Source organism: Stenotrophomonas sp. 2201_Sma, from assembly GCF_056486685.1.
The window spans coordinates 4,303,844-4,324,320 of the sequence record NZ_CM151329.1 but is presented as its reverse complement, the minus strand read 5'-3'; the positions used below and the strand labels follow the sequence as shown (position 1 = coordinate 4,324,320).

The following is a 20,477-nucleotide window of genomic DNA, read 5'->3' as shown; positions in this document are numbered from 1 at the left end:
TGGGCCACCGCCCAGCAGGGGAGCCCGCAATGCACGATCTGTTCGCACTGGCGATGCCGTGGTGGGAGTTCATCCTGCGCGCGGTGGTGGTCTACACCGTTGTGCTGGGCCTGGTGCGCCTCAGCGGCAAGCGCGCGCTGGGGCAGATCACCCCGTTCGACGTGCTGCTGATCGTGCTGCTGGGCAACGCGGTGCAGAACGCGCTGCTGGGCCAGGACACGTCCCTGGGCGGTGGCCTGCTGCTCGCCGCGACCCTGATCCTGCTCAACTACGGCGTGGGCTGGGTGACCACCCGCAACCGCCGCCTGGAGCGCCTGATCGAGGGGGAACCGGTGGTGATCGCCCGTGACGGCACCCTGTTGCGGGATGTTCTGCGCCGCGAACTGATCAGCCGGGCCGATTTCGATGCCGCCATGCGCCAGCAGGGCTGCCTGCGCATCGATGATGTGCAGGTGGCGCTGCTGGAAACCACCGGCCACATCACGATCATCGCCCGGCACACGGACGCGTAGGGCCGGCGGCATGTGTGCGGGGACGGCCACGCCGCCCCGCGAGATGCCTTAGAGCCAGTCGCGCGGGACCAGGTAATCGGCCAGCCGGGCTTCCGGACTGCCCGCCTCGGGGGTGAAGCCGTATTCCCAGCGCACCCGCGGCGGCAGGCTCATCAGGATGCTTTCGCTGCGGCCGCCGCTCTGCAGGCCGAACAGCGTGCCGCGGTCGTAGACCAGGTTGAATTCCACATAGCGGCCCCGCCGGTACAGCTGGAATTCGCGCTCGCGCTCGCCATGGGCGATGTCCTTGCGCTGCTGCACGATCGGCAGATAGGCGTCGAGGAAGCCGTCGCCGACCGCCCGCAGGTAGTCGAAGTCGCGTTCGAAATCGCCGTGCAGATCGTCGAAGAACAGGCCGCCGATGCCGCGCGTTTCGTTGCGGTGGCGCAGGAAGAAGTACTCGTCGCACCAGCGCTTGTGCGCGCTGTAGCGCTCTTCACCGAACGGCGCGCACAGGTCGTGGGCGACCTGATGCCAATGGCGCACGTCCTCGTCGAAGGGATAGAAGGGGGTCAGATCGAAACCACCCCCGAACCAGCTGGCCACCACTTCGCCGTCGCGCTGCGCCTGGAAGAAGCGCACGTTGGCATGGGTGGTGGGCACATAGGGGTTGAGCGGGTGGAACACCAGCGATACGCCGGTGGCGCGCCAGGAGGCGCCGGCCAGCTCCGGGCGGTTGGCCGAGGCCGACGGCGGCAAGCGGCTGCCGGAGACATCCGAGAAGCCGATTCCGGCCTGTTCGAACACCGCGCCGTCGCGCAGCACGCGGGTACGGCCCCCCCCGCCTTCAGCGCGCTGCCACAGGTCTTCCTGGAAGCGGGCCTGGCCGTCGGCCGCTTCGATCGCCGCACAGATGCGGTCCTGCAGGTCGGTCAGGTAGGCGCGCACGCGCTCGAATTCGTTCATGACGCGTACTTTACCGCAGGGCCTGCCGCACGCCGCGGGTGAGGGCAGGTCAGTGGAAGCAGGAGCGGATATCCGGCCGCAGCAGGCGCCAGGCCAGCCAGCCCTGCGCGACGAGCAGGGCGAAGGCGCCGCCGAACAAGGTCAGCGACATGAGGATGTGCTGGGTTCGCGCTTCGCGCAGTGTGCCTGGATCGACGATACGCCCGATGACGTCGGCGACGACGCTGTCCAGCCACCCGGCGACGGCGAAGTTTGCCAGGGCCGAGAGCCACAGCAATGCCACGTAGCTCCAGAGGCCCCAGCGACGTCGCCGGGCGAATCCCCAGCTGGAAAGCACGGCGGGGATCGCTGACAGCATCAGCCACAGGGTAGCGTCCACCGGTTTGCGCAGGATCCACAGCACGCTTGGCGGGAACTGCTGTTCAGTGGCCGACAGCAGCATCCACCGCCAGAACGGGCCGCCGGACAGCTGCCAGACCACCAGCGCCTGAATCGCCATGGCCACCACGAACGCTGCGCAGATCAGCAGCGACGCCAGGCCGAGCGGCCGCACGAAATCCTCCGGGTTGAGCGGCGTGGCAGGGCGGTGCCGGGGCGGTTGAAGCGACATCCGATGTCCTTGGCTGCAGTGGCGTCTTCAGCGGGTCGCCACCCGGGTGGCAACGGCCGGCAGGATATGGTGTTCGCTCAAGGGTGCCAAGCGCAGGCCATGGGGCGGGCGCAGCGGCACCCACGCCAGCTCGGCGATTTCCGCGCGTGCCTGCGGCGTGCCCTGTACCTGCACCCACCAGGCCTCGGCCTGTACGCGATGACCAGGCTCGTTCACCGCCCAGTCCTGGAAATGGCCCAGCGCCACGGTCGGGCCGGCGAGCAGGCGCACACCCAGCTCCTCGTCCAGTTCGCGGGCCAGCGTCTGCAGTGGCGTTTCGCCCGGTTCGGGCTTGCCTCCGGGCTGGATGAAGCGGTCGGCGCCGTGCTTGCGTACCACCAGCGCCCGGCCGTGGTCGTCGACGATGACCGCGGCCACGATGTGGATCGTGGCCGCGGCACTGCTCACTTCAGGTTCTGCTCGAACAGCTTGAGGATGCGCTTGTACTGATCCAGCCAGGAGTCGGCGCGGACGTAGCCGTGGCGCTCCAGCGGGTACGGGGCGATCGACCAGTTGTCCTTGTGCAGCTCGATCAGGCGCTGGGTCAGGTTCACCGAGTCCTGGAAGAACACGTTGTCATCCATCATGCCGTGCGCGATCAGCAGGTTGTCCTGCAGGTTCTGCGCGTACTCGATCGGCGAGGACACCCGGTACGCCTCCGGATCGATGTCCGGCGTGTTGAGGATGTTGCTGGTATAGGCGTGGTTGTAGTTGTGCCAGTCCACCACCGGGCGCAGCGCGGCACCGGCCTTGAAGGTGCCCGGTGCGCGGAACAGCGCCATGAAGGTCATGAAGCCGCCGTAGGAGCCACCGTAGATGCCGGCGTGGTCACGGTCGCCCTGCTGGGTGTCCACCAGCCAGTCCAGGCCGTCCTTGTAGTCTTCCAGTTCCGGGTGGCCCATGTTGCGGTAGACGGCCGTGCGCCAGTCGCGGCCGTAGCCCTCGCTGCCGCGGTAGTCCATGTCCAGCACGATGTAGCCCTTCTGCACCAGCAGGTTGTGGAACATCTGCTCGCGGAAGTAGGCCGGGTAGCGCTGGTGCACGTTCTGCAGGTAGCCGGCACCGTGCACGAACATCACGATCGGGTACTTCCTGCCCGGCTCCTTGTGCTCGGGTTCGTAGTACTTGGCCCAGACCACGCCGGCGCCATGCCTGGACGGTACCGCCACCAGCTTCGGCTGGATCCACTGGCGCGCCTTGAAGTCGGCGCTGCGGGTATCGGTCAGCACGCGGGCCTGGCCGCCCGCGCTGGGCAGCACCGCCAGCTGCGGTGGCAGGTAGGCACCGGAGTAGCGCACCAGCAGCTGCTGGCCATCCGGCGACAGCGAGAAGTCTTCCACGCCGTTGAGGCTGGTCAACTCGCGGACCTGACGGCTGCCGGTGTCGACCGCGCAGACTTCGTAATCGTGCGGGGCCTGCGGGTTGCACAGGAAGTAGAAGCCCTTGCCGTCGGCCGACAGCACGGGCGCGGAGGTCTCCCACTTGCCGCTGGTCAGCGCCTGCGGCCGGGCAGTGCCGGCCTGGGTGTACAGGTGCGAGAAGCCCGATTCCTCGGACAGCAGCCACAGCGTGCGGCCATCGGCCATCCAGCCGAAATCGTTGAAGCCCCAGTTGATCCACGCGTTGTCGGTCAGCCGGTGGCGGTTCTGCACGCGGCCGTCGCTGCCGATGCTGACGATCCAGCGGTCCTTGTTGTCGTTGGCGCGCAGCATCACCGCCGCCTGCTGGCCATCGGCGCTCCAGCGCATGCCGCCGCCCATGAAGTCGCTCATCACCTGCACGCTGCGTTCGCCCTTCAGCGCCTCCTTGCCGGCCTTGCGGCGCAGGTCGGCCAGCGGGTCGGTGGCGATGCCCGGCAGGCCGGACAGCGACAGCTTCTGCGCCTTGCCGCTGCGCACGTCCACGTACCACAGGGTGTGCGGCTCGTTGCCATTGCGACCGACGCGGGTGCGGGTGTCCTCGGTTTCCTCGTAACCGGATTCGGTCACGTACAGCGGCATCTTGCTGGTGCGGCCCTCGTCGAAGTCCTTCGGCGTGGTCACCACGATCAGGTGGCCCAGGTCCGGCGACAGCACGCTGTCGGCGATCTCCACGTCGGCGCCCAGGTATACCGGGCCCGGCGCGCGGGTCGGGTCGGCCTGGCGCCAGCGCTGGTCCTGGTCCTTCAATGCCTCGCGCTGCTCGCGGTCGCGACGCAGGGTTTCCAGGGTACGCAGCTGCTGGTCGCGCAGCAGGTCGTCCTTGGGCGCGCTGTTGGGGTCCTTGTCGGCCTTCAGGCTGGCAACCTGCTGCACGCCGCCGGCAGCGGTCCAGTGGAACCAGTTCTGGCCCACCCGCCAGATCACGCCGTTGTCGGCAGCGAAGTTCACCCCGCTGGCGCGCTCGTTGCTGCGCGTGAGCTGGGTGAGCGCGCCGCTGCGCAGGTCGCGCACGAACACGTCGCCGTTGCGGACGAAGGCGCTGCGGGTGCGGGTGCGGTCGTAGACCGGATCGGCCACGTCCAGGGTGCCGCGCTGGTCGTCTGCCACCTGGGCCGCAACACCACCGGCCACGGGCTGGCGGAAGGTGTCGCGCACCGGGCTGCCGTTGCGCTTGAGCTGGTACTCGACCTGCTGGCTGTTCCACGACCACCAGGCCTTCTCGACCGGCGGACCGATCCAGTCCGGATCCGCCATGGCCTGTTCGATGGTGATCGGCGTCGGCGCGGCATGGGCGGCCGGTGCGGCCAGCACGGCCGACAGCAGGAGGGACAGGGGCAGCACTCGGGACATGGGCGGACGGCACCAGAAAAGGAAACCGGGCAAGGGTAGCAGCCGTTCGCGCCGCAGGAGGGGGCCACAGGTCATGGCAGCGGGATCGGCAAAGCGGTGCAACCGGTGCCCCCCATCGCGCATCCATTCTCCTGAACCCGCATCATTCACCGCACAGGAGCACGACCATGCAGGAACTCATCCCGATCACCCTCTTCATCTGCATCGCCTACGCCATCCACGCCATCGCCGATGCGCGCGCGCGCAGCAAGCTGGTCGCACCGCACGTGCCCGAGGAGGTGATCCGCTCCCTGGCCGTGCTGGAGGAAGAGCGCCGCCGCCAGGGCGCGCTGCGCTGGGGCATCAGCCTGGTGTGCCTGGCTCTGGCCATGGGCCTGCTGGAAGTCCTGGGCGCCCGCGACCTCACCTTTGGCGCCGCCGCCGCTCTGGTGGGCAGTGCTGGTCTGGGCCAGCTGCTGGCCTGGCACTTCACCCGCCCCGCCGTGCGCAAGAGCTGAGCGCCGGCATGCCACACGCCCCGGGGGAGCGGTGCGCATGAGCCTGCTGGGCGAAGCCCTGTCCGCCCTGCGCGGCCGCCGCCGGCAGGACGCCGCGGCGGCCGCGGTCATCGAAGATGATGCGGCGCTGGTGCGGGCCATCATCGATGGCTCGCAACCGGCGTTCGCGCAGCTGGTGCAGGCCCATCAGCGCACGTGCGCGCATGTGATCGGGCGCATGGTGGGTGACCGCGATCAGGTCGCTGACCTGCTGCAGGAGACCTTCCTGGCGGTGTTCCGGCAACTGCACCGGTTCCGCTTCGAATCCTCGCTGCGGACCTGGATCTCACGGGTGGCCTACACCACCGCATTGCAGCACCTGCGTCGCCGGCGCCTGGAAGCGCAGTGGATGGTGGCGGTGGAGGTACCGGAGGATATGGGCATCGGTGACGAGGGACCGGGCCCGGCCGAACTCAGCCAGGCGCTGCAGGCCGGCCGCCAGCTGGGTGCGGCGCTGGAGCGGTTGAGCCCGCCGCAGCGCCTGATCGTCGGCCTGCATTACCTGGAGGATTTCGACCTGGCAGAGATCGAGCAGGTGACCGGTCTTGCGCGCGGTACCATCAAAAGCCACCTGCACCGCGCGCGTCTGCTCCTGAAGCAGGAACTGACGCGGCATGCCACCGCCGGAGAACTGCTGTGAACCCACCGACCGATCCCCGCGATGCCGACGAGCGCGCGCTGGCGCAGGCGTTGCGTGAACAGGCACGGCAGGAACAGACCCCGGACGTGAGCGAGGCGTTGCAGACGCGTATTGCCAGTGAGTCGCGCGACAGTGGCGTGGGCTATGTGGTGGTGCAGGTGCTGCTGGTGGGCGCGCTGCTGGCGGCCGGTGCCTGGTACTTCTGGCCTTGAGGCTCTCGCCGGGCATGGCCCGGCGCTACCTGGGGATCAATAGGTAGCGCCGGGCCATGCCCGGCGGATCGGCGGATCAATGGGTAGCACCGGGCCATGCCCGGCGGATCGGCGGATCAATGGCTAGCGCCGGGCCATGCCCGGCGGATGGGCGGATCAATGGGTAGCGCCGGGCCATGCCCGGCGGATCGGCGGATCAATGGGTAGCGCCGGGCCATGCCCGGCGGATCGGCGGATCAATGGGTAGCGCCGGGCCATGCCCGGCGGATCGGCGGATCAATGGGTAGCACCGGGCCATGCCCGGCGGATCGGCGGATCAATGGGTAGCACCGGGCCATGCCCGGCGGATCGGCGGATCAATGGCTAGCGCCGGGCCATGCCCGGCGGATGGGCGGATCAATGGGTAGCGCCGGGCCATGCCCGGCGGATGGGCGGATCAATGGGTAGCGCCGGGCCATGCCCGGCGGATCGGCGGATCAATGGGTAGCGCCGGGCCATGCCCGGCGGATCGGCGCCGGCAGGTCATGGGGCGCGGCCATGCCCGGCGGCTTCCCCTGCGACAGAGTGAAGCAGCGCGTCACCCGGTCGCATCCCGGCGTAACGAAATATTCCTAAAGTGGTCCGGTATCCCACCGGTCGCAGGCAGGAGGCGTCCCTTGGACGCGTTGTTGTTGTCCCGGATCCAGTTCGGATTCGTCATCAGTTTCCATGTGCTGTTCCCGGCCTTCACCATTGGCACGGCCAGCTGGCTGGCCTTCGTCGAATGGCGCTGGCTGCGTACCCGTCTCCCGGTCTGGCGGGAGCTGTACTTCTTCTGGCAGAAGATCTTCGCCGTATCGTTCGGCATGGGCGTGGTCAGCGGCATCGTCATGGCCTTCCAGTTCGGCACCCACTGGCCGCGCCTGAGCGAGGTGGCCGGTACCGTCATCGGCCCGCTGCTGACCTACGAGGTACTGACCGCGTTCTTCCTGGAAGCCAGCTTCCTGGGCGTGATGATGTTCGGCTGGGGCCGGGTTTCGCCGCGCCTGCATTTCCTGTCCACCTGCATGGTGGCGCTGGGCACGCTGTTCTCCACGTTCTGGATCCTGTCGTCCAACAGCTGGCTGCACACCCCGGCCGGCTACGAGATGGTCAATGGCATCGTGCATCCGGTGGACTGGTGGCAGGTGGTGTTCAACCCGTCGTTCCCGTACCGCCTGGCCCACATGGCGTTGGGCTCGTTCATCACCACCTGCTTCGTGATCGGCGGCGTGGGTGCGTGGTACCTGCGCAGGGGAACGCACGTGGAGGCGGGCCGGCGCATGCTGATCGCGGCCGTGGCGTTTGCCGCGCTGACCGTGCCGGTGCAGATCTTCGTCGGCGACATGCATGGCCTGAACACCCTCAAGCACCAGCCGATGAAGATCGCGGCGGTGGAAGCGCACTGGCATGATTCCGGCGAAGGCGAGGGCGTGCCGCTGGTGGTATTCGCGCTGCCCAACGAAAAGGAAGAGCGCAACGACTTCGAAGTCGCCATTCCGAAGCTGGGCAGCGTGATCCTGACCCATTCGCTGGACGGCACCTTCGATCCGCTGACTTCGGTACCGGCCAGTGAACGGCCACCGGTGACGCCGGTGTTCTTCGCCTTCCGCATCATGGTTGGACTGGGCACGCTGATGCTGCTGCTGGCATGGGTGTCGGCGTTCCAGCTGTGGCGGAGGAAGCTGCTGGATTCGCCGTGGCTGCTGCGCGGCTGGAACTGGATGTTGCCGAGCGGCTTCATCGCGCTGCTCTCCGGCTGGTTCGTCACCGAGATGGGGCGGCAGCCGTGGGTGGTCTACGGCGTGCTGCGTACTGCCGATGCGGTCGGCCCGCAGAGCGCATGGATGACCGCGCTGTCGCTGGGGGTCTACGTCGTCGGCTACGCCTTCGTCTTCGGCTGGGGCATCTGGTACCTGGTGAAGATCCTGCGCCATGGACCGCAGCCTCACGACCAGGGGCCCTCGCTGGACCACGGCAGCCACACCCCGGCACGGCCGCTGTCCGCCGCCGACGAACCGCTGGAGGAGCGCTGACATGGACCTGGTGACCTGGCTGCCGGTGGCGTGGTTCGCGGTGATCGGCTTCGGCGTACTGATGTACGTGGTGCTGGACGGGTTCGTGCTGGGCATCGGCATCCTTGCGCCGTTCGCCGAGGACGAGGAGCAGCTCGACCTGATGATGAACACGGCTGCGCCCATCTGGGACGGCAACGAGACGTGGCTGGTGCTGGGCGGCGCCGGCCTGCTGGCGGCGTTCCCCAAGGCCTATGCAGTGCTGTTGTCGGCGCTGTATCTGCCGGTGCTGCTGCTGGTGGTGGCACTGGTGTTCCGCGGCGTGGCCTTCGAATTCCGCTTCAAGGCGCATCGCTCGCGGCGGCTGTGGAGCGTGGCGTTCGCGCTTGGCTCGCTGCTGGCCACGTTCGCCCAGGGCGTGATCCTGGGCGCGCTGGTGCAGGGGCTGCCCCTGGTGGACGGGGTCTACCACGGCGGTGCGTTTGCCTGGTTCAGCCCGTTTGCGATGCTCACCGGCGCGGCGCTGGTCGCCGGTTACGCATTGCTGGGCAGCACCTGGCTGATCCTGAAGACGGAAGGGCGCGTGCAGGCGCTGGCGCGGCAGCTGACACGGCCGCTGGTGGTGGCGGTGATCGCAGCGATGGGCCTGGTCAGCAGCTGGCTGCCGTTCCTGGACTCGCGGTTGATGGCGCGCTGGTTCAGTGACGGCAACTTCTGGTGGCTGTCACCGGTGCCGTTGCTGACCCTGGCGGTGGCCGCTGCGTTGTGGCGCAGCGCCACGCATCCACGCCGCGACCTGCCGCCGTTCCTGCTCAGCCTGGCGCTGTTCATTCTCGGCTTCCTGGGCCTGGTGCTGGGCATGTGGCCGTACCTGCTGCCGCCCTCGATGACGTTGTGGCAGGCAGCAGCACCGGCGTCCTCGCTCGGCTTCACCCTGGTCGGGCTGGTCATTCTGCTGCCGGTCATCCTCGGCTATACGGCGTGGTCGTACCGGGTATTCCGCGGCAAAGTGCAGGCCGGAGCCGGTTACCACTGAGCAATGGCGTGCGGGGCCATTGGTGACGGCCCCGTGTTGTGCAATGTGAAACCTGCACACCCTGCGCAGGACGTGCTAGCGTGCGCTCCTTTCCGGCCGCCAGGGGGCAGCCGGCGACGTCCTGGACGGACGCACGGCTGCAGGGACGGGGGGCCGCCGCGCGTCGCCGTAATGGCTCGTGCCATCGTCCTCCTGATGAAGCACCATCGCTAGATGATCGAATTCTCCATCGTCGACTGGGCTGCCTGGGCACCTGGCCTGAGTGAGCGCAGCCAGTGGCTGAGCTGGGCTGACGCGCCCTTCCTGCCACAGGGCGAAGGCACGCCGGCGCTGTCGGAGGTGCCGGCGATGCAGCGTCGCCGCATCGAGCGCCTGGGGCGGATGGCGATCCAGACGGCCTGCTGGTGCGAGGATGGCCAAGGGGCCGACAGCCAGGTGCCGCTGGTGTTCGCCAGCCGCCATGGTGATGTGGCGCGCTCGATGGACCTGCTCGGGGCGCTGGTGAACGAGCAGCCCCTGTCGCCCACCGGATTCGGCCTGTCGGTCCATAACGCGATCGCTGCGCTGTACTCGATCGCTCGTGGCCATCGCGGCAACTATCTGGCGCTGGCTGCCGGCCAGGCGACGGTGGAGGCCGCCTGCCTGGAGGCCGCCGGTCTGCTGGCCGATGGCGCCCGCGAAGTGCGGGTGGTGGTCTACGAGTCGCCGTTGCCCGAAGTTTACGCGACGTTCGCCGACGAACCCGACCCGTTCTTCGCTTGGTGCTGGCGTGTGGTGGCGCCGACACAGGCGCTGCCGACGCTGTCGCTGCAGTGGGATGGCGCGCCGGCCCCGGTTACCGCCGCGCCCGGCCTGTTGCCGCACGCGTTGGACCTGCACCGTTTCCTGCTCGCGGGCGCGCCGGCGCTGGAACACGTTGCCAATGGCCAGCGCTGGCGCTGGAGCCGCCGTGGCTGAGGCGCTGCGCCGCCTCGATCTTGCCTGGCGGGTGGTGGGCACCGGCCTGAGTTTTGCTGCGTTCGGCATCGGCGGACTGCTGCTGGGCGCCGTGGTGATGCCGGTCCTGCTGCTGATGCGTGATCCGGTGGCCCGCCGCCGTCGCGCCCGCCGCGTGGTGCAGGTGGCGTTCGCCAGCCACCTGCGGCTGATGCGCGGGCTCGGGGTGATGACCTATGAGATCGAAGGGCGCGAGCGCCTGCAGCGCGACGGCCTGCTGGTCCTGGCCAACCACCCCACCCTGATCGACGTGGTCTGCCTGGTCTCGCTGCTGCCCAATGCCGACTGCGTGGTCAAACGGGCGGTGGCCCGCAACCCGTTCATGCGGGGCCCGGTCCGGGCCGCCGGCTACATTTCCAATGACGACGGGGCCGGCCTGGTCGATGACTGCGTGGCCGCGGTACGGGCCGGCGGCAGCCTGGTCATCTTCCCGGAAGGGACCCGCAGCGTGCCCGGCCAGTCGCCGAGGCTTCAGCGTGGGGCCGCCAATATCGCCGTCCGCGGCCGGCTGGACATCACGCCGGTGCGGATCACCTGTACCCCGCCAACCCTGAGCAAAGGGCAGAAATGGTATCGTGTGCCCTCACGTCGCTTTCACGTTCGGCTGCAGATCGGCGAAGATATCCCGATCGCGCCATTCCTGGCCGAAGACGACGCGCCAAGGGGGGATGCCTTGGCAGCACGCCGCGTCACCGAGCACCTTTCTCGTTATTTCGACCTGTCTGGAGATTCGACCCGTGCAAGCACTTGAGCACGAGATCAAGGAATTGATCATTTCCTCGCTTTCACTGGAGGACATCACGCCGGAGGACATCGATCCGACCGCGCCGCTGTTCGTCGAGGGCCTGGGCCTGGATTCGATCGACGCTCTGGAACTGGGCCTGGCGCTGCAGAAGAAGTACGGTGTGAGCCTGTCGTCCGACTCGGAAGAGACCCGGCGCCATTTCTCCAGCGTGCGCGCGCTCGGCGAGTTCGTCGCCGCCCGCCAGTCGTAACGGCGCCAGGAGCTGCCATGACCAAGAATGAACTGTTCGAACGCATCGTCAACATCCTGACCGACAGCTTCGAGATCGAACCGGCCCGGATCACCCCCGAGGCCCGTCTCTATGACGACCTGGACATCGACAGCATCGATGCGGTCGACCTGATCGTGCAGCTCAAGCCGCTGCTCGGCCGCAACCTGCAGCCGGAAGCGTTCAAGGCCGTGCGCACCGTGCAGGACATCGTGGATGTCGTGCACCGGCTGCTGCCGGACCAGGCAGCAGCCTGACCGCAGCGCGGGCGGCTCCGCCTTGGCACGCGCGCGTACGGTCGTGGTGGCGGCGATTTCGCTGGCCTACCCGCTGCTCGTCTACCTGGCGATGGGCCGCTTCGAGCCGCGCTGGCTGGCACTGCTGCTGTTCACCCTGGCATTGCTGCGTGCCCTGAGCACGCGCCAGCCGCTGTGGTGGGCTGCTGCAGCCGGTACCGGACTGCTGGCGGTGCTGGCCACCGTGCTCAACCAGGCGCTGCCGCTGAAGCTGTACCCGGCGCTGGTGAACGTGGTGATGCTGTGCGTGTTCGCCATCAGCCTGCGGTTCGGGCCGCCGCTGGTGGAGCGCCTGGCGCGGCTGCAGGAGCCGGACCTGCCACCGTTCGCGGTGGCCTATACCCGCCGCGTCACCCAGGTGTGGTGCGGCTTCTTCGTTCTCAACGGCAGTCTGGCCCTGCTCACCGCGCTGTACGCATCGGATCGGGTCTGGATGCTCTACAACGGATTGTTGGCGTACGTGATGATGGGCGTATTGTTCGCAGGCGAATGGCTGGTGCGGCGACGGGTGAAGGCGGCGCACGCCCATGGCTGAGTGGATTGCCCTGGACCGGCTGCTGCGGGATGCGCGGCCGCAGCGTGCTGTCGGCATCCGCGATGGCGAAGTGGTCGACCATCAGCAATTCCGTCAGCGCGTAGTGGCCTGGCGTACGGCGTTTGCCGCCACTGACGGCCGTGACTGGGCGCTGTACTTCGATGATGCCGTGTCGTTCGCCGAGGCGCTGTTCGGTGCCTGGCACGCCGGCAAGCGGGTGTTCCTGGCCGCCGACAACCTGCCCGCCACGCTGCAGGCCCTGCAGCCGCAGGTGAGCGGTTTTGCCGGTGACGTTTCCCGTGATTACCGGCCACTGATGATGGCGGCCGCCGGTGCGCAGGTCGAGCTGGATGCGTTGGACGAGCATGCCTGCGAGCTGTGCGTGTTCACGTCGGGCAGCACCGGCGAACCCACTGCGATCGACAAGCGCCTGGACCAGCTGGCGCGCGAGGTCGATGCGTTGCAGGCCGCGTTCGGCGCACAGCTGGAAGGCGCGCAGGTGCATGGCACGGTGTCGCACCAGCACATCTACGGCCTGCTGTTCCGCGTGCTGTGGCCGCTGGCCGCCGGTCGCCTGATCCATCCGCGGCGGTTCTTCCATGAGGATCTGGTCGCTGCGCTGGCGGGCACGCAGACGGTGCTGGTGGCGACCCCGGCGCACCTCAAGCGCCTGCCTGCGCAGCTGGATTGGGCCAGCCTGCAGGGCCACCTGCGCGCTGTGTTCTCCTCTGGCGGCCCGCTGCCGGAAGAGGCAGCGCGGCAGGTGCGGCAATGGATGGCAGTCGCACCGACCGAGGTCTACGGCAGCAGCGAGACCGGCGGCATCGCCTGGCGTCGCTGGGATACCGATCTTCCGCCCTGGCAGCCGCTTCCGGGGGTGCAGTGGAGAATCGAGGGAGGCTGCCTGGCGGTGGCTTCACCCCATCTGCAGAGCCGCGACTGGTGGTGCACGCAGGATCGGGTGGAAGCGCTGGCCGAGGGGTGCTTCCGCCTGCTCGGGCGCGCAGACCGCATCGTCAAGATCGAAGAGCGCCGCGTTTCGCTCGATGCGCTGGAACGTGCGTTGCGCGACGACGCGGACGTCGATGACGTGCGCGTGCTGGTGCTGCCCGGCCAGCGCGAGCAGCTGGCGGCCGTGGTGGTGCCGGCCGATGCGGCACTGCTCGATGCCGATGATGCCGCGCGCCGCGCGCTGGGCCAGCGGCTGGGCGCGCGCCTGGCACAGAGCCATGACGCCGTGACCCGTCCGCGCCGCTGGCGGCTGGTACCCACGCTGCCGGTGAATGCGCAAGGCAAGGTGACCCAGGCCGCGCTGGTGGCCCTGTTCTAGCCGTCGATGCCGGTGCCGGTATGGGATCGGCGCGAGGCGGCCAGCGCTACCCTGCGCATGACCCTGGACCCGGCGCTGCGCCCGTTCCAGGGACATTTCCCGCAGGCCGCGATCCTGCCCGGCGTGGCCCAGGTGGACTGGGCGGTGCGCTTTGCCCGGCAGGCCTTTGCGATGCCGGAGGGGTTCGTGCGCATGGATGCGGTGAAGTTCCAGCATGTGGCGCGTCCGGGCGACGAGCTGACGCTGCATCTGGACTGGGATACCGCACGTAACGTGCTGGTCTTCCGCTATGCCTCCGTGCATGGCGTACACGCCAGTGGCAGGATGGTCTTCGCCGATGCGCAGTGATCCGGCCGATGCCGGTGCCGCGTTCGCGCCACTGGTGGTGATTCCCGTCTACGACCACGAACATGCTGTCGCCGCGGTGGTCGATGGCGTGCAGCGCGCTGGCCTGCCCTGCCTGCTTGTGGACGATGGCTCGCATGCATCATGTGCTTCGGTGCTGCAGGCGCTGGCACAGCGTGAAGGGGTCGATCTGCTGCGTCTGCCGGTCAACCAGGGCAAGGGTGGGGCGATGCTGGCGGGCTTCGCCGAGGCCGCAAGGCGGGGCTGCAGCCACGTGCTGCAGATCGATGCCGACGGCCAGCATGACACCGGCGACCTGCCGCGCTTCATCGCGGCCGCGCGTGCGCGGCAGGACGCGGTGATCGGCGGCATTCCCGCCTACGATGCCAGTGTGCCCAAGGCCCGCCTGTACGGTCGCTACGCAACGCATGTCTGGGTCTGGATCAACACGCTGTCGCTGCATCTGCGCGACACCATGTGCGGTTTCCGTGTCTATCCACTGCCTCCGGTGCTGCGCCTGATGGGCGAAGAGACCATCGGCCGGCGCATGGATTTCGATACCGAAGTGATGGTGCGGCTGTACTGGCGGCAGGTGCCGGTGGAACATCTGGCGACGCGAGTGACCTATCCGGCAGACGGTGTCTCGCATTTCGATGTGTGGCGCGACAACGTACGCATCAGCCGCATGCATGCGCGCCTGTTCTTCGGCATGCTCCGGCGCGCACCGCGCCTGCTCTGGCGCCGCCTGCAGGGGCAGGGCTGAGATGGCCGCCCCCCAAGGTGCGCCGCACTGGGCCGACATCGGTGAATCCACATCGGTGGCCGGCGTGTTGTTCCTGTGCTGGGTGCATCGGTGGTTCGGGCGCTGGCCGTTCCGCCTGTGCGTGTGGCCGGTGGTGCTCTGCCACTGGCTGGGTAACCGCGTGGCCCGGCAGGCATCACTGCAGTATCTACAGCGCTTGCAGGCACACAGTGGCGCGCTGGGCCGCGAGCCGACGCGGCGCGACAGCCTGCGCCATTTCTTCGCGTTCGCCGACACCCTGCTGGACAAGATCCTCGGCCTGGGCGGACGCTATCCGCCCGAGCGCATCCAGCTGCGGCGCGATCTGGTGCTGGACAGGATCGCACGCCGCGAAGGCGGACTGATCCTGACCGCCCACATCGGCTGCCTGGAGTTGTGCCAGGTGCTGGCCGAACAGGTGCCGGGGTTCCGCATCACCGTGCTGGTGCACACCGCGCACGCGCAGCGCTTCAATCGCCTGCTGCAGCGGTTGGACCCGCTGGCAACGGTGGAACTGGTGCAGGTCACCGCGATGGGGCCGGCCACGGCGATGATGCTGTCCGAGCGCGTGGCTGCCGGTGGCTTCGTGGCCATCGTCGGCGACCGCACGCCAGTGCAGGGTGGACGCAGCGTCACCGCGGATTTTCTCGGCCACCGTGCCCCGTTCCCCATCGGTGCCTACGTGCTGGCGGCGGCACTGGGCTGCCCGGTGTACACCATGGCCTGCCTGCATGAAGGCCAGGGGTACCGGGTCGCCTTCGAGCAGTTCGCCGATCGCATCGTGCTGCCGCGTGGCTCGCGGGACGCGGCGCTGGCAGGGCAGGCGCAGCGTTTCGCGCAGTGGCTCGAACTGCAGGTCATCCAGTCCCCGCTGGACTGGTTCAATTTCTTCCCCTTCTGGGATCAGGCTCCGCATGACGACTGACGCCGTACCCGTGTGCCGCTTTGGCGACGCACCGTTGACCATCGAAGACGTGGTGGCGCTGGCCCATCGCCAGTGCGAGGCCGCACTGAGCGAGGCCCCGGCCTTCCGTGCCCATATCCAGCGCGGTGCCGATTTTCTCGACCGCCTGCTGCGCGAGGACGGGGTGATCTACGGCGTGACGACCGGCTACGGCGATTCGTGCACGGTGAACATCCCGCCGGCGCTGGTGGCCGAGTTGCCGCACCACCTGTACACCTACCATGGCTGCGGACTGGGCCGTTACCTGGACCCGGCCGAGACCCGCGCAGTGCTGGCTGCCCGTCTGGCGTCGCTGGTGCGTGGCATGTCCGGTGTCAGCGTAGCCCTGCTGGAAGGCCTGGCCACACTGTTGCGGCATGACGTGCTGCCGATGATCCCGGCGGAGGGATCGGTCGGCGCCAGCGGTGACCTGACGCCGCTGTCATACGTGGCGGCGGTGCTGTGCGGCGAGCGCGAGGTCCTGCACGATGGCCGCGTGCAACCGGCTGCCGGAGTACTGGCGAGCATCGGCATGGTCCCGCTGAAGCTGCGGCCGAAGGAAGGCCTTGCGATCATGAACGGCACTGCGGTGATGACCGGCCTGGCCTGCCTGGCCTGGCAGCGTGCCGACTACCTGGCGCGCCTGGCCACCCGCCTGACCGCATTCAACGTGCTGGCCAGCGACGGCAACGCGCACCATTTCGACGAGACCCTGTTCGCGGCCAAGCCGCATCCGGGCCAGGCCCGCATCGCCGCACGGCTGCGCCGCGACCTGCACAGCGAACGGCCGCCGCGCAACGAACAGCGCCTGCAGGATCGTTACTCGCTGCGGTGCGCCCCGCACGTGATCGGCGTGCTGGAAGACAGCCTGCCCTTCCTGCGGCAGCTGATTGAAACCGAGCTGAACAGCGCCAACGACAACCCGCTGATCGATGCCGACGGCGAGCGCATCCTGCACGGCGGCCACTTCTACGGCGGCCATATCGCACTGGCAATGGACACGCTGAAGAACACCGTGGCCAACCTTGCCGACCTGCTCGACCGGCAGCTGGCGCTGGTGGTGGATGCGCGCTACAACCACGGCCTGCCCGCCAATCTGTCGGCGGCTACCGGCCCGCGGGCAGCAATCAACCACGGGCTGAAGGCACTGCAGATCAGCGTCTCGGCGTGGACCGCCGAAGCGTTGAAGCAGACCCTTCCGGCCAGTGTGTTCTCGCGCTCGACCGAATGCCACAACCAGGACAAGGTCAGCATGGGCACCATCGCCGCGCGCGACTGCCTGCGTGTGATCGAACTGACTGAACAGGTGGTGGCGGCGATGCTGATCGCCGCCCGCCAGGGCCTGGCACTGCGCGAGCGGGTTGGCCTGAACGCGCAGCTGCATGGCAGTCTGGCCGACATGTATGTGGACCTGGGGCAGCGCATCGCGCTGGTCGAGGAAGACCGCGCGCTGGATCGCGAACTGCGGGAGCTGCTGGTGGAGATCCGCGCGCAACGTTGGGAACTGTATTCCGGTGAATGACCTGGTCTGTGAAATCGAGCTGCGCCCCGCCTTCCACGACTGCGATCCGATGAACGTGGTCTGGCATGGCAACTACTTCAAGTATCTGGAGATTGCCCGGTGTGCGCTGCTGCAGCGCCACGACTACGACTACCCGCAGATGCTCGCATCGGGCTACCTGTGGCCGGTGGTCGATGCGCGCGTGAAATACGTGCGGCCGCTGCTGTTCAACCAGCGGCTGCTGGTGCGTGCACGCATCGTCGAATGGGAGAACCGGCTGAAGATCGACTACGAGATCCTGGATGCGGAGAGCGGCCAGGTGGCCACCCGGGCCATGACCATCCAGGTCGCGGTGGATGCCGCCAGCAAGGAGATGCTGTACCAATGCCCGCCGGTACTGTGGGAACGTCTGGGAGTGCCCGCGCCATGAACATGCTCGCCCGTCTTCCAGGCGTGCTGCTGTGCGCGCTGCTGCTGGTGGCCGCACCGCGTGTACAGGCGGCCGATCCTGCCGTCGACGCGATCACCCAGGCGGTGGCGCGTCCGGAGGTGCTGCGTGGCCAGTTCAGCCAGGAAAAGCAGGTCAGTGGCTTCAGGAATCCGCTGCGCTCGCACGGCCGGTTCGTGGTCGCGCGCCAGCACGGTGTGATCTGGACCACGCTCACGCCGTTCCCCTCCGAGGTGGTGGTCACCGCCGACCGCATCCTCAGCCGCCAGCGCGATGGCAGCACCCGCGTTGAACTCGATGCACGGCAGCAGCCGGCGATGCGCTCGGTGAATGCGATCATGTTCGCGCTGATGAGTGGCGACGTGCAGGCACTCTCCGGCCAGTTCAACGTGGCGGCCAGCCGTGAAGGGCAGGGCTGGCGCCTGCGTTTGACACCGAAGTCGGCGATGCTGGCCAAGGCCTTCGAGTCGCTGACGCTGCAGGGTGACCGCTATGTGCGCCAGGTCGAGATCGTCGAGGCGAACAAGGACCGCACGCAGATCCAGTTCAGCGCGTTGAGTGAAGCCCCCGCCACGCTGAACCCCGACGAGGCGCGCCGCTTTGAGTGACGCCGTGGCGTTGAACGCACCGGACCGGTTGCGGCGTTGGTGGCATTGGCTGGGCATCGCCTGGCTGGTGTTGCTGCTGGTACTGGGCGTGCAGCAGTGGCGCCTGTGGAGCCAGGAACCGCGGATCGATACCGACATCCTCGCGCTGTTGCCGCAGGATGCACATGACCGCCTGTTGAGCGATGTCACCCGGCGCATCGCCGATGGCAGTTCGCGGCAGGTGGTGGTGCTGCTCGGCAGCCAGGATGGCGCCGCCGCCAAGCGGGCGCAGGCCGCGTTCGCTGCGGCCATGGCTGGAGATGCCGAGAGCGCTTTGCTGGTGCCCAGTGGGTCCATTGAAGGCTGGTTCGACGAGGCGCGTGCGTTCTACGCGCCGTATCGCGACCGCCTGCTGACCCCGGCCCAGCGTGACCAGCTGCAGAGCACGGAAACCGGTGCGCTGGCCGAACAGGCACTCGCCGCGCTGTACGGGCCGATGGGTGCGCCGCGGCTCACCGAATGGCGGCAGGATCCGCTGTCATTGTGGCCGCAGTGGTGGCAACAGCAGGCGCAGGGTTCGGGCTTGCGGCTGGGTGATGATGGCCTGCTTGAAGCCGAGGGCAAGCATTGGGCGGCGCTGCAGTTCGATACGCCGGGTTCGGCGTTCCAGCTCGATGGCGAGCGCCATCTTGATGGCCTGCTGGAGCGGGCCGGGAAGGCGGCCAGGGCCGCAGCGCCCGAGCTGGAAATCCTGCATGCCGGCGTGCCGCTGCACGCCGAAGCCGCTGCGGTGCAGGCCAACCGCGAGATCAACACGATCGGTTGGGGCTCACTGGCCGCGGTACTGCTGCTGGTGTGGCTGGCGTTCCGTTCGCTGCGGCCGATCCTGCTGGTGGCCGCGTCGCTGCTGATCGGTTGCGGCGTGGCGCTGGCGGTGACCGTGCTGGTGTTCGGCAAAGTGCACGTGCTGACCCTGGTGTTCGGTGCATCGCTGGTGGGTGTAGCGGAGGACTACGGCATCCACTGGTTTGCGTCGCGCCAGGCCGAACCGGCCGACCGTCGCTGGAAGCAGCTGCGGCATCTGCTGCCCGGCCTGTGGCTGGCGCTGTTGACCAGTGCGCTGGCCTACCTCGCGTTGGGCCTGGCCCCGTTCCCGGGCCTTCGCCAGATGGCGCTGTTCTCGGTGGTGGGCCTGGCAGCAGCGTTCCTCACGGTGATCTTCTGGTTCCCGTGGCTCGACGGTGGCGAGATCCGCCAGACCCGCTTCTCGCACTGGCTGGGCAATACGCTGGAACGTTTCCCGCGCCTGCACGGCCGGCGCCCGGTGGCGATCTTCGTGGTGGCCGCGCTGGCGTTGTCCGCGGTGGGCATCGCGCGCCTGCAGAGCAACGACGACCTGCGCAGCCTGCAGTCGTCTCCACCGGCGCTGATGGCCCAGCAGATCCGCCTGAGCCAGCTGCTGGGCATGCCCAGCCCGGCACAGTTCTACCTGGTGCAGGGCAGCGATGCCGCCCAGCTGTTGCAGCGCGAAGAGGCGTTGACCGAACGCTTGCGCGTACTGGCCGATGACAAGCGCATTGGTGGCTACCGCGCGATCAGTGACTGGCTGCCATCACCGGCCCGGCAGCAGGCCGATGCTGCGCTGACCGCGAAGGTGGAGCCCGGCGTGCTGTCGGCTGTGTCCGAAGCCGTGGGCGAGCCGCTGCAGCGACCGCAGTTTGCCGCAGCGCCGCTCACCGCCGACGCCTTCCTGGCCTCGCCGGCCTCGCAGCCGTTCCGCCACCTGTGGGTGGGTAAGGTCGGTGGGCAGATGATCAGCGTGGTGATGGTCGATGACCTGTCGCGTGCCGATGCTCTGGCCACGCTGGAACGTGCCGCCGAAGGCCTGCCCGGCGTGCGCTGGGTAGACCGAACCTCCGATTTCTCCACGCTGCTGGGCCACTACCGCAAGCTGATGGGCGGGCTGCTGCTGGTCGGCATCGCATTGGTGTTCGGCGCGCTGTGGCTGCGCTATCGCCGCCAGGCCTGGCGCGTGTTCGCCCCGACCCTGATCGCCGGTGCGCTGACCCTGGGCCTGCTGGGCCTGTTCGGCCAGCCGCTGCAGCTGTTCAACGTGCTGGCGCTGATGCTGCTGCTGGGCATGGGCATCGACTATGGCATCTTCCTGATCGAGCATCGTGGCGACGCCAGTGCATGGCTGGCGGTCTGCGTGGGTGCGGCCAGTACCTGGCTGTCGTTCGGCCTGCTGGGCCTGTCGCAGACTCCGGCGCTGCGCGCGTTCGGCCTGACCCTGCTGTTCGGTATCGGGCTGGTCTGGCTGATCTCGCCGCTGTTCCGGCCGCCGCCGCATGATCTGCCGGCGGCCTGA

The 20,477-nt window shown here is 68.4% G+C and carries 23 protein-coding genes; 19 read left to right on the top strand and 4 right to left on the bottom strand.

The window, feature by feature from the left end; genetic code table 11:
* The first annotated feature begins 29 nt into the window (after positions 1–29).
* Positions 30–512 carry a DUF421 domain-containing protein gene (locus tag ACZLIF_RS19875; protein ID WP_053519928.1) on the top strand — a complete coding sequence of 161 codons (483 nt, stop codon included), beginning with the start codon at positions 30–32 and terminating at the stop codon, positions 510–512.
* A gap of 48 nt (positions 513–560) precedes the next feature.
* On the opposite strand, the gene hemF is transcribed toward ACZLIF_RS19875, so the two are convergent.
* The 4 genes from hemF to ACZLIF_RS19855 are packed head-to-tail and all read right to left on the bottom strand — an operon-like array spanning position 561 to position 4,877.
* Positions 561–1,457, bottom strand: coding sequence for an oxygen-dependent coproporphyrinogen oxidase (hemF, locus tag ACZLIF_RS19870; protein ID WP_053519927.1), 897 nt, complete (start codon positions 1,455–1,457; stop codon positions 561–563).
* A gap of 49 nt (positions 1,458–1,506) precedes the next feature.
* Positions 1,507–2,067 (bottom strand): hypothetical protein, encoded by a 561-nt coding sequence (locus tag ACZLIF_RS19865; RefSeq protein ID WP_128987635.1) that lies wholly within the window; start codon positions 2,065–2,067, stop codon positions 1,507–1,509.
* Between the two features lie 27 nt (positions 2,068–2,094).
* Positions 2,095–2,514: an NUDIX hydrolase gene (locus ACZLIF_RS19860; protein WP_111187186.1), complete on the bottom strand. Its 420-nt coding sequence runs from the start codon at positions 2,512–2,514 to the stop codon at positions 2,095–2,097.
* Positions 2,511–4,877: a S9 family peptidase gene (locus ACZLIF_RS19855; RefSeq protein ID WP_128987636.1), complete on the bottom strand. Its 2,367-nt coding sequence runs from the start codon at positions 4,875–4,877 to the stop codon at positions 2,511–2,513. The genes ACZLIF_RS19860 and ACZLIF_RS19855 overlap by 4 nt, the downstream gene beginning before the upstream one ends.
* Before the next feature lie 167 nt (positions 4,878–5,044).
* On the opposite strand from ACZLIF_RS19855, the gene ACZLIF_RS19850 reads away from it, so the two are divergent.
* From ACZLIF_RS19850 to ACZLIF_RS19765, 18 genes are all read left to right on the top strand, one after another.
* Entirely contained in the window at positions 5,045–5,374 is a 330-nt protein-coding gene (locus ACZLIF_RS19850) for a hypothetical protein (protein WP_053519923.1), read from the top strand.
* Positions 5,375–5,411: 37 nt separating this feature from the next.
* Positions 5,412–6,053 carry an RNA polymerase sigma factor gene (locus ACZLIF_RS19845; protein ID WP_128987637.1) on the top strand — a complete coding sequence of 214 codons (642 nt, stop codon included), beginning with the start codon at positions 5,412–5,414 and terminating at the stop codon, positions 6,051–6,053.
* On the top strand, positions 6,050–6,265 hold the full coding sequence (locus tag ACZLIF_RS19840; RefSeq protein WP_053519921.1) for a hypothetical protein: 216 nt from the start codon (positions 6,050–6,052) through the stop codon (positions 6,263–6,265). The genes ACZLIF_RS19845 and ACZLIF_RS19840 overlap by 4 nt, the downstream gene beginning before the upstream one ends.
* Before the next feature lie 656 nt (positions 6,266–6,921).
* A complete protein-coding gene (locus tag ACZLIF_RS19835) occupies positions 6,922–8,319 on the top strand; it encodes a cytochrome ubiquinol oxidase subunit I (protein ID WP_128989963.1) in 1,398 nt (465 codons plus the stop codon).
* 1 nt (position 8,320) lies between these two features.
* Positions 8,321–9,334: a cytochrome d ubiquinol oxidase subunit II gene (cydB, locus tag ACZLIF_RS19830; RefSeq protein WP_065174269.1), complete on the top strand. Its 1,014-nt coding sequence runs from the start codon at positions 8,321–8,323 to the stop codon at positions 9,332–9,334.
* A 213-nt stretch (positions 9,335–9,547) separates the two neighbouring features.
* Positions 9,548–10,291 carry a beta-ketoacyl synthase chain length factor gene (locus ACZLIF_RS19825; protein WP_053518071.1) on the top strand — a complete coding sequence of 248 codons (744 nt, stop codon included), beginning with the start codon at positions 9,548–9,550 and terminating at the stop codon, positions 10,289–10,291.
* Entirely contained in the window at positions 10,284–11,081 is a 798-nt protein-coding gene (locus ACZLIF_RS19820; RefSeq protein ID WP_053518128.1) for a lysophospholipid acyltransferase family protein, read from the top strand. Before ACZLIF_RS19825 ends, ACZLIF_RS19820 begins: the two co-directional genes overlap by 8 nt.
* On the top strand, positions 11,068–11,325 hold the full coding sequence (locus ACZLIF_RS19815; protein ID WP_053518072.1) for a phosphopantetheine-binding protein: 258 nt from the start codon (positions 11,068–11,070) through the stop codon (positions 11,323–11,325). The genes ACZLIF_RS19820 and ACZLIF_RS19815 overlap by 14 nt, the downstream gene beginning before the upstream one ends.
* Before the next feature lie 17 nt (positions 11,326–11,342).
* The gene (locus ACZLIF_RS19810; protein WP_053518073.1) at positions 11,343–11,600 is read left to right on the top strand and encodes an acyl carrier protein; all 258 of its coding nucleotides are present in this window, start codon (positions 11,343–11,345) and stop codon (positions 11,598–11,600) included.
* A 22-nt stretch (positions 11,601–11,622) separates the two neighbouring features.
* Complete coding sequence (locus tag ACZLIF_RS19805; RefSeq protein WP_053518075.1) at positions 11,623–12,174, top strand: COG4648 family protein; 552 nt, start codon at positions 11,623–11,625, stop codon at positions 12,172–12,174.
* Positions 12,167–13,504: an AMP-binding protein gene (locus ACZLIF_RS19800; RefSeq protein ID WP_241685997.1), complete on the top strand. Its 1,338-nt coding sequence runs from the start codon at positions 12,167–12,169 to the stop codon at positions 13,502–13,504. The genes ACZLIF_RS19805 and ACZLIF_RS19800 overlap by 8 nt, the downstream gene beginning before the upstream one ends.
* A 6-nt stretch (positions 13,505–13,510) precedes the next feature.
* Positions 13,511–13,852, top strand: coding sequence for an ApeI family dehydratase (locus ACZLIF_RS19795; protein ID WP_241685996.1), 342 nt, complete (start codon positions 13,511–13,513; stop codon positions 13,850–13,852).
* A complete protein-coding gene (locus ACZLIF_RS19790) occupies positions 13,842–14,612 on the top strand; it encodes a glycosyltransferase family 2 protein (RefSeq protein ID WP_478462219.1) in 771 nt (256 codons plus the stop codon). The genes ACZLIF_RS19795 and ACZLIF_RS19790 overlap by 11 nt, the downstream gene beginning before the upstream one ends.
* A gap of 1 nt (position 14,613) precedes the next feature.
* Positions 14,614–15,555, top strand: a complete 942-nt coding sequence (locus ACZLIF_RS19785; protein WP_053518078.1) for an LpxL/LpxP family acyltransferase — start codon at positions 14,614–14,616, stop codon at positions 15,553–15,555.
* A complete protein-coding gene (locus ACZLIF_RS19780) occupies positions 15,545–17,095 on the top strand; it encodes an HAL/PAL/TAL family ammonia-lyase (RefSeq protein WP_065181425.1) in 1,551 nt (516 codons plus the stop codon). Before ACZLIF_RS19785 ends, ACZLIF_RS19780 begins: the two co-directional genes overlap by 11 nt.
* Positions 17,088–17,504 carry an acyl-CoA thioesterase gene (locus tag ACZLIF_RS19775; protein ID WP_414488004.1) on the top strand — a complete coding sequence of 139 codons (417 nt, stop codon included), beginning with the start codon at positions 17,088–17,090 and terminating at the stop codon, positions 17,502–17,504. The genes ACZLIF_RS19780 and ACZLIF_RS19775 overlap by 8 nt, the downstream gene beginning before the upstream one ends.
* Complete coding sequence (locus ACZLIF_RS19770) at positions 17,501–18,130, top strand: outer membrane lipoprotein carrier protein LolA (RefSeq protein ID WP_065174273.1); 630 nt, start codon at positions 17,501–17,503, stop codon at positions 18,128–18,130. The genes ACZLIF_RS19775 and ACZLIF_RS19770 overlap by 4 nt, the downstream gene beginning before the upstream one ends.
* Positions 18,123–20,477, top strand: coding sequence for an MMPL family transporter (locus ACZLIF_RS19765; RefSeq protein WP_128989961.1), 2,355 nt, complete (start codon positions 18,123–18,125; stop codon positions 20,475–20,477). The genes ACZLIF_RS19770 and ACZLIF_RS19765 overlap by 8 nt, the downstream gene beginning before the upstream one ends.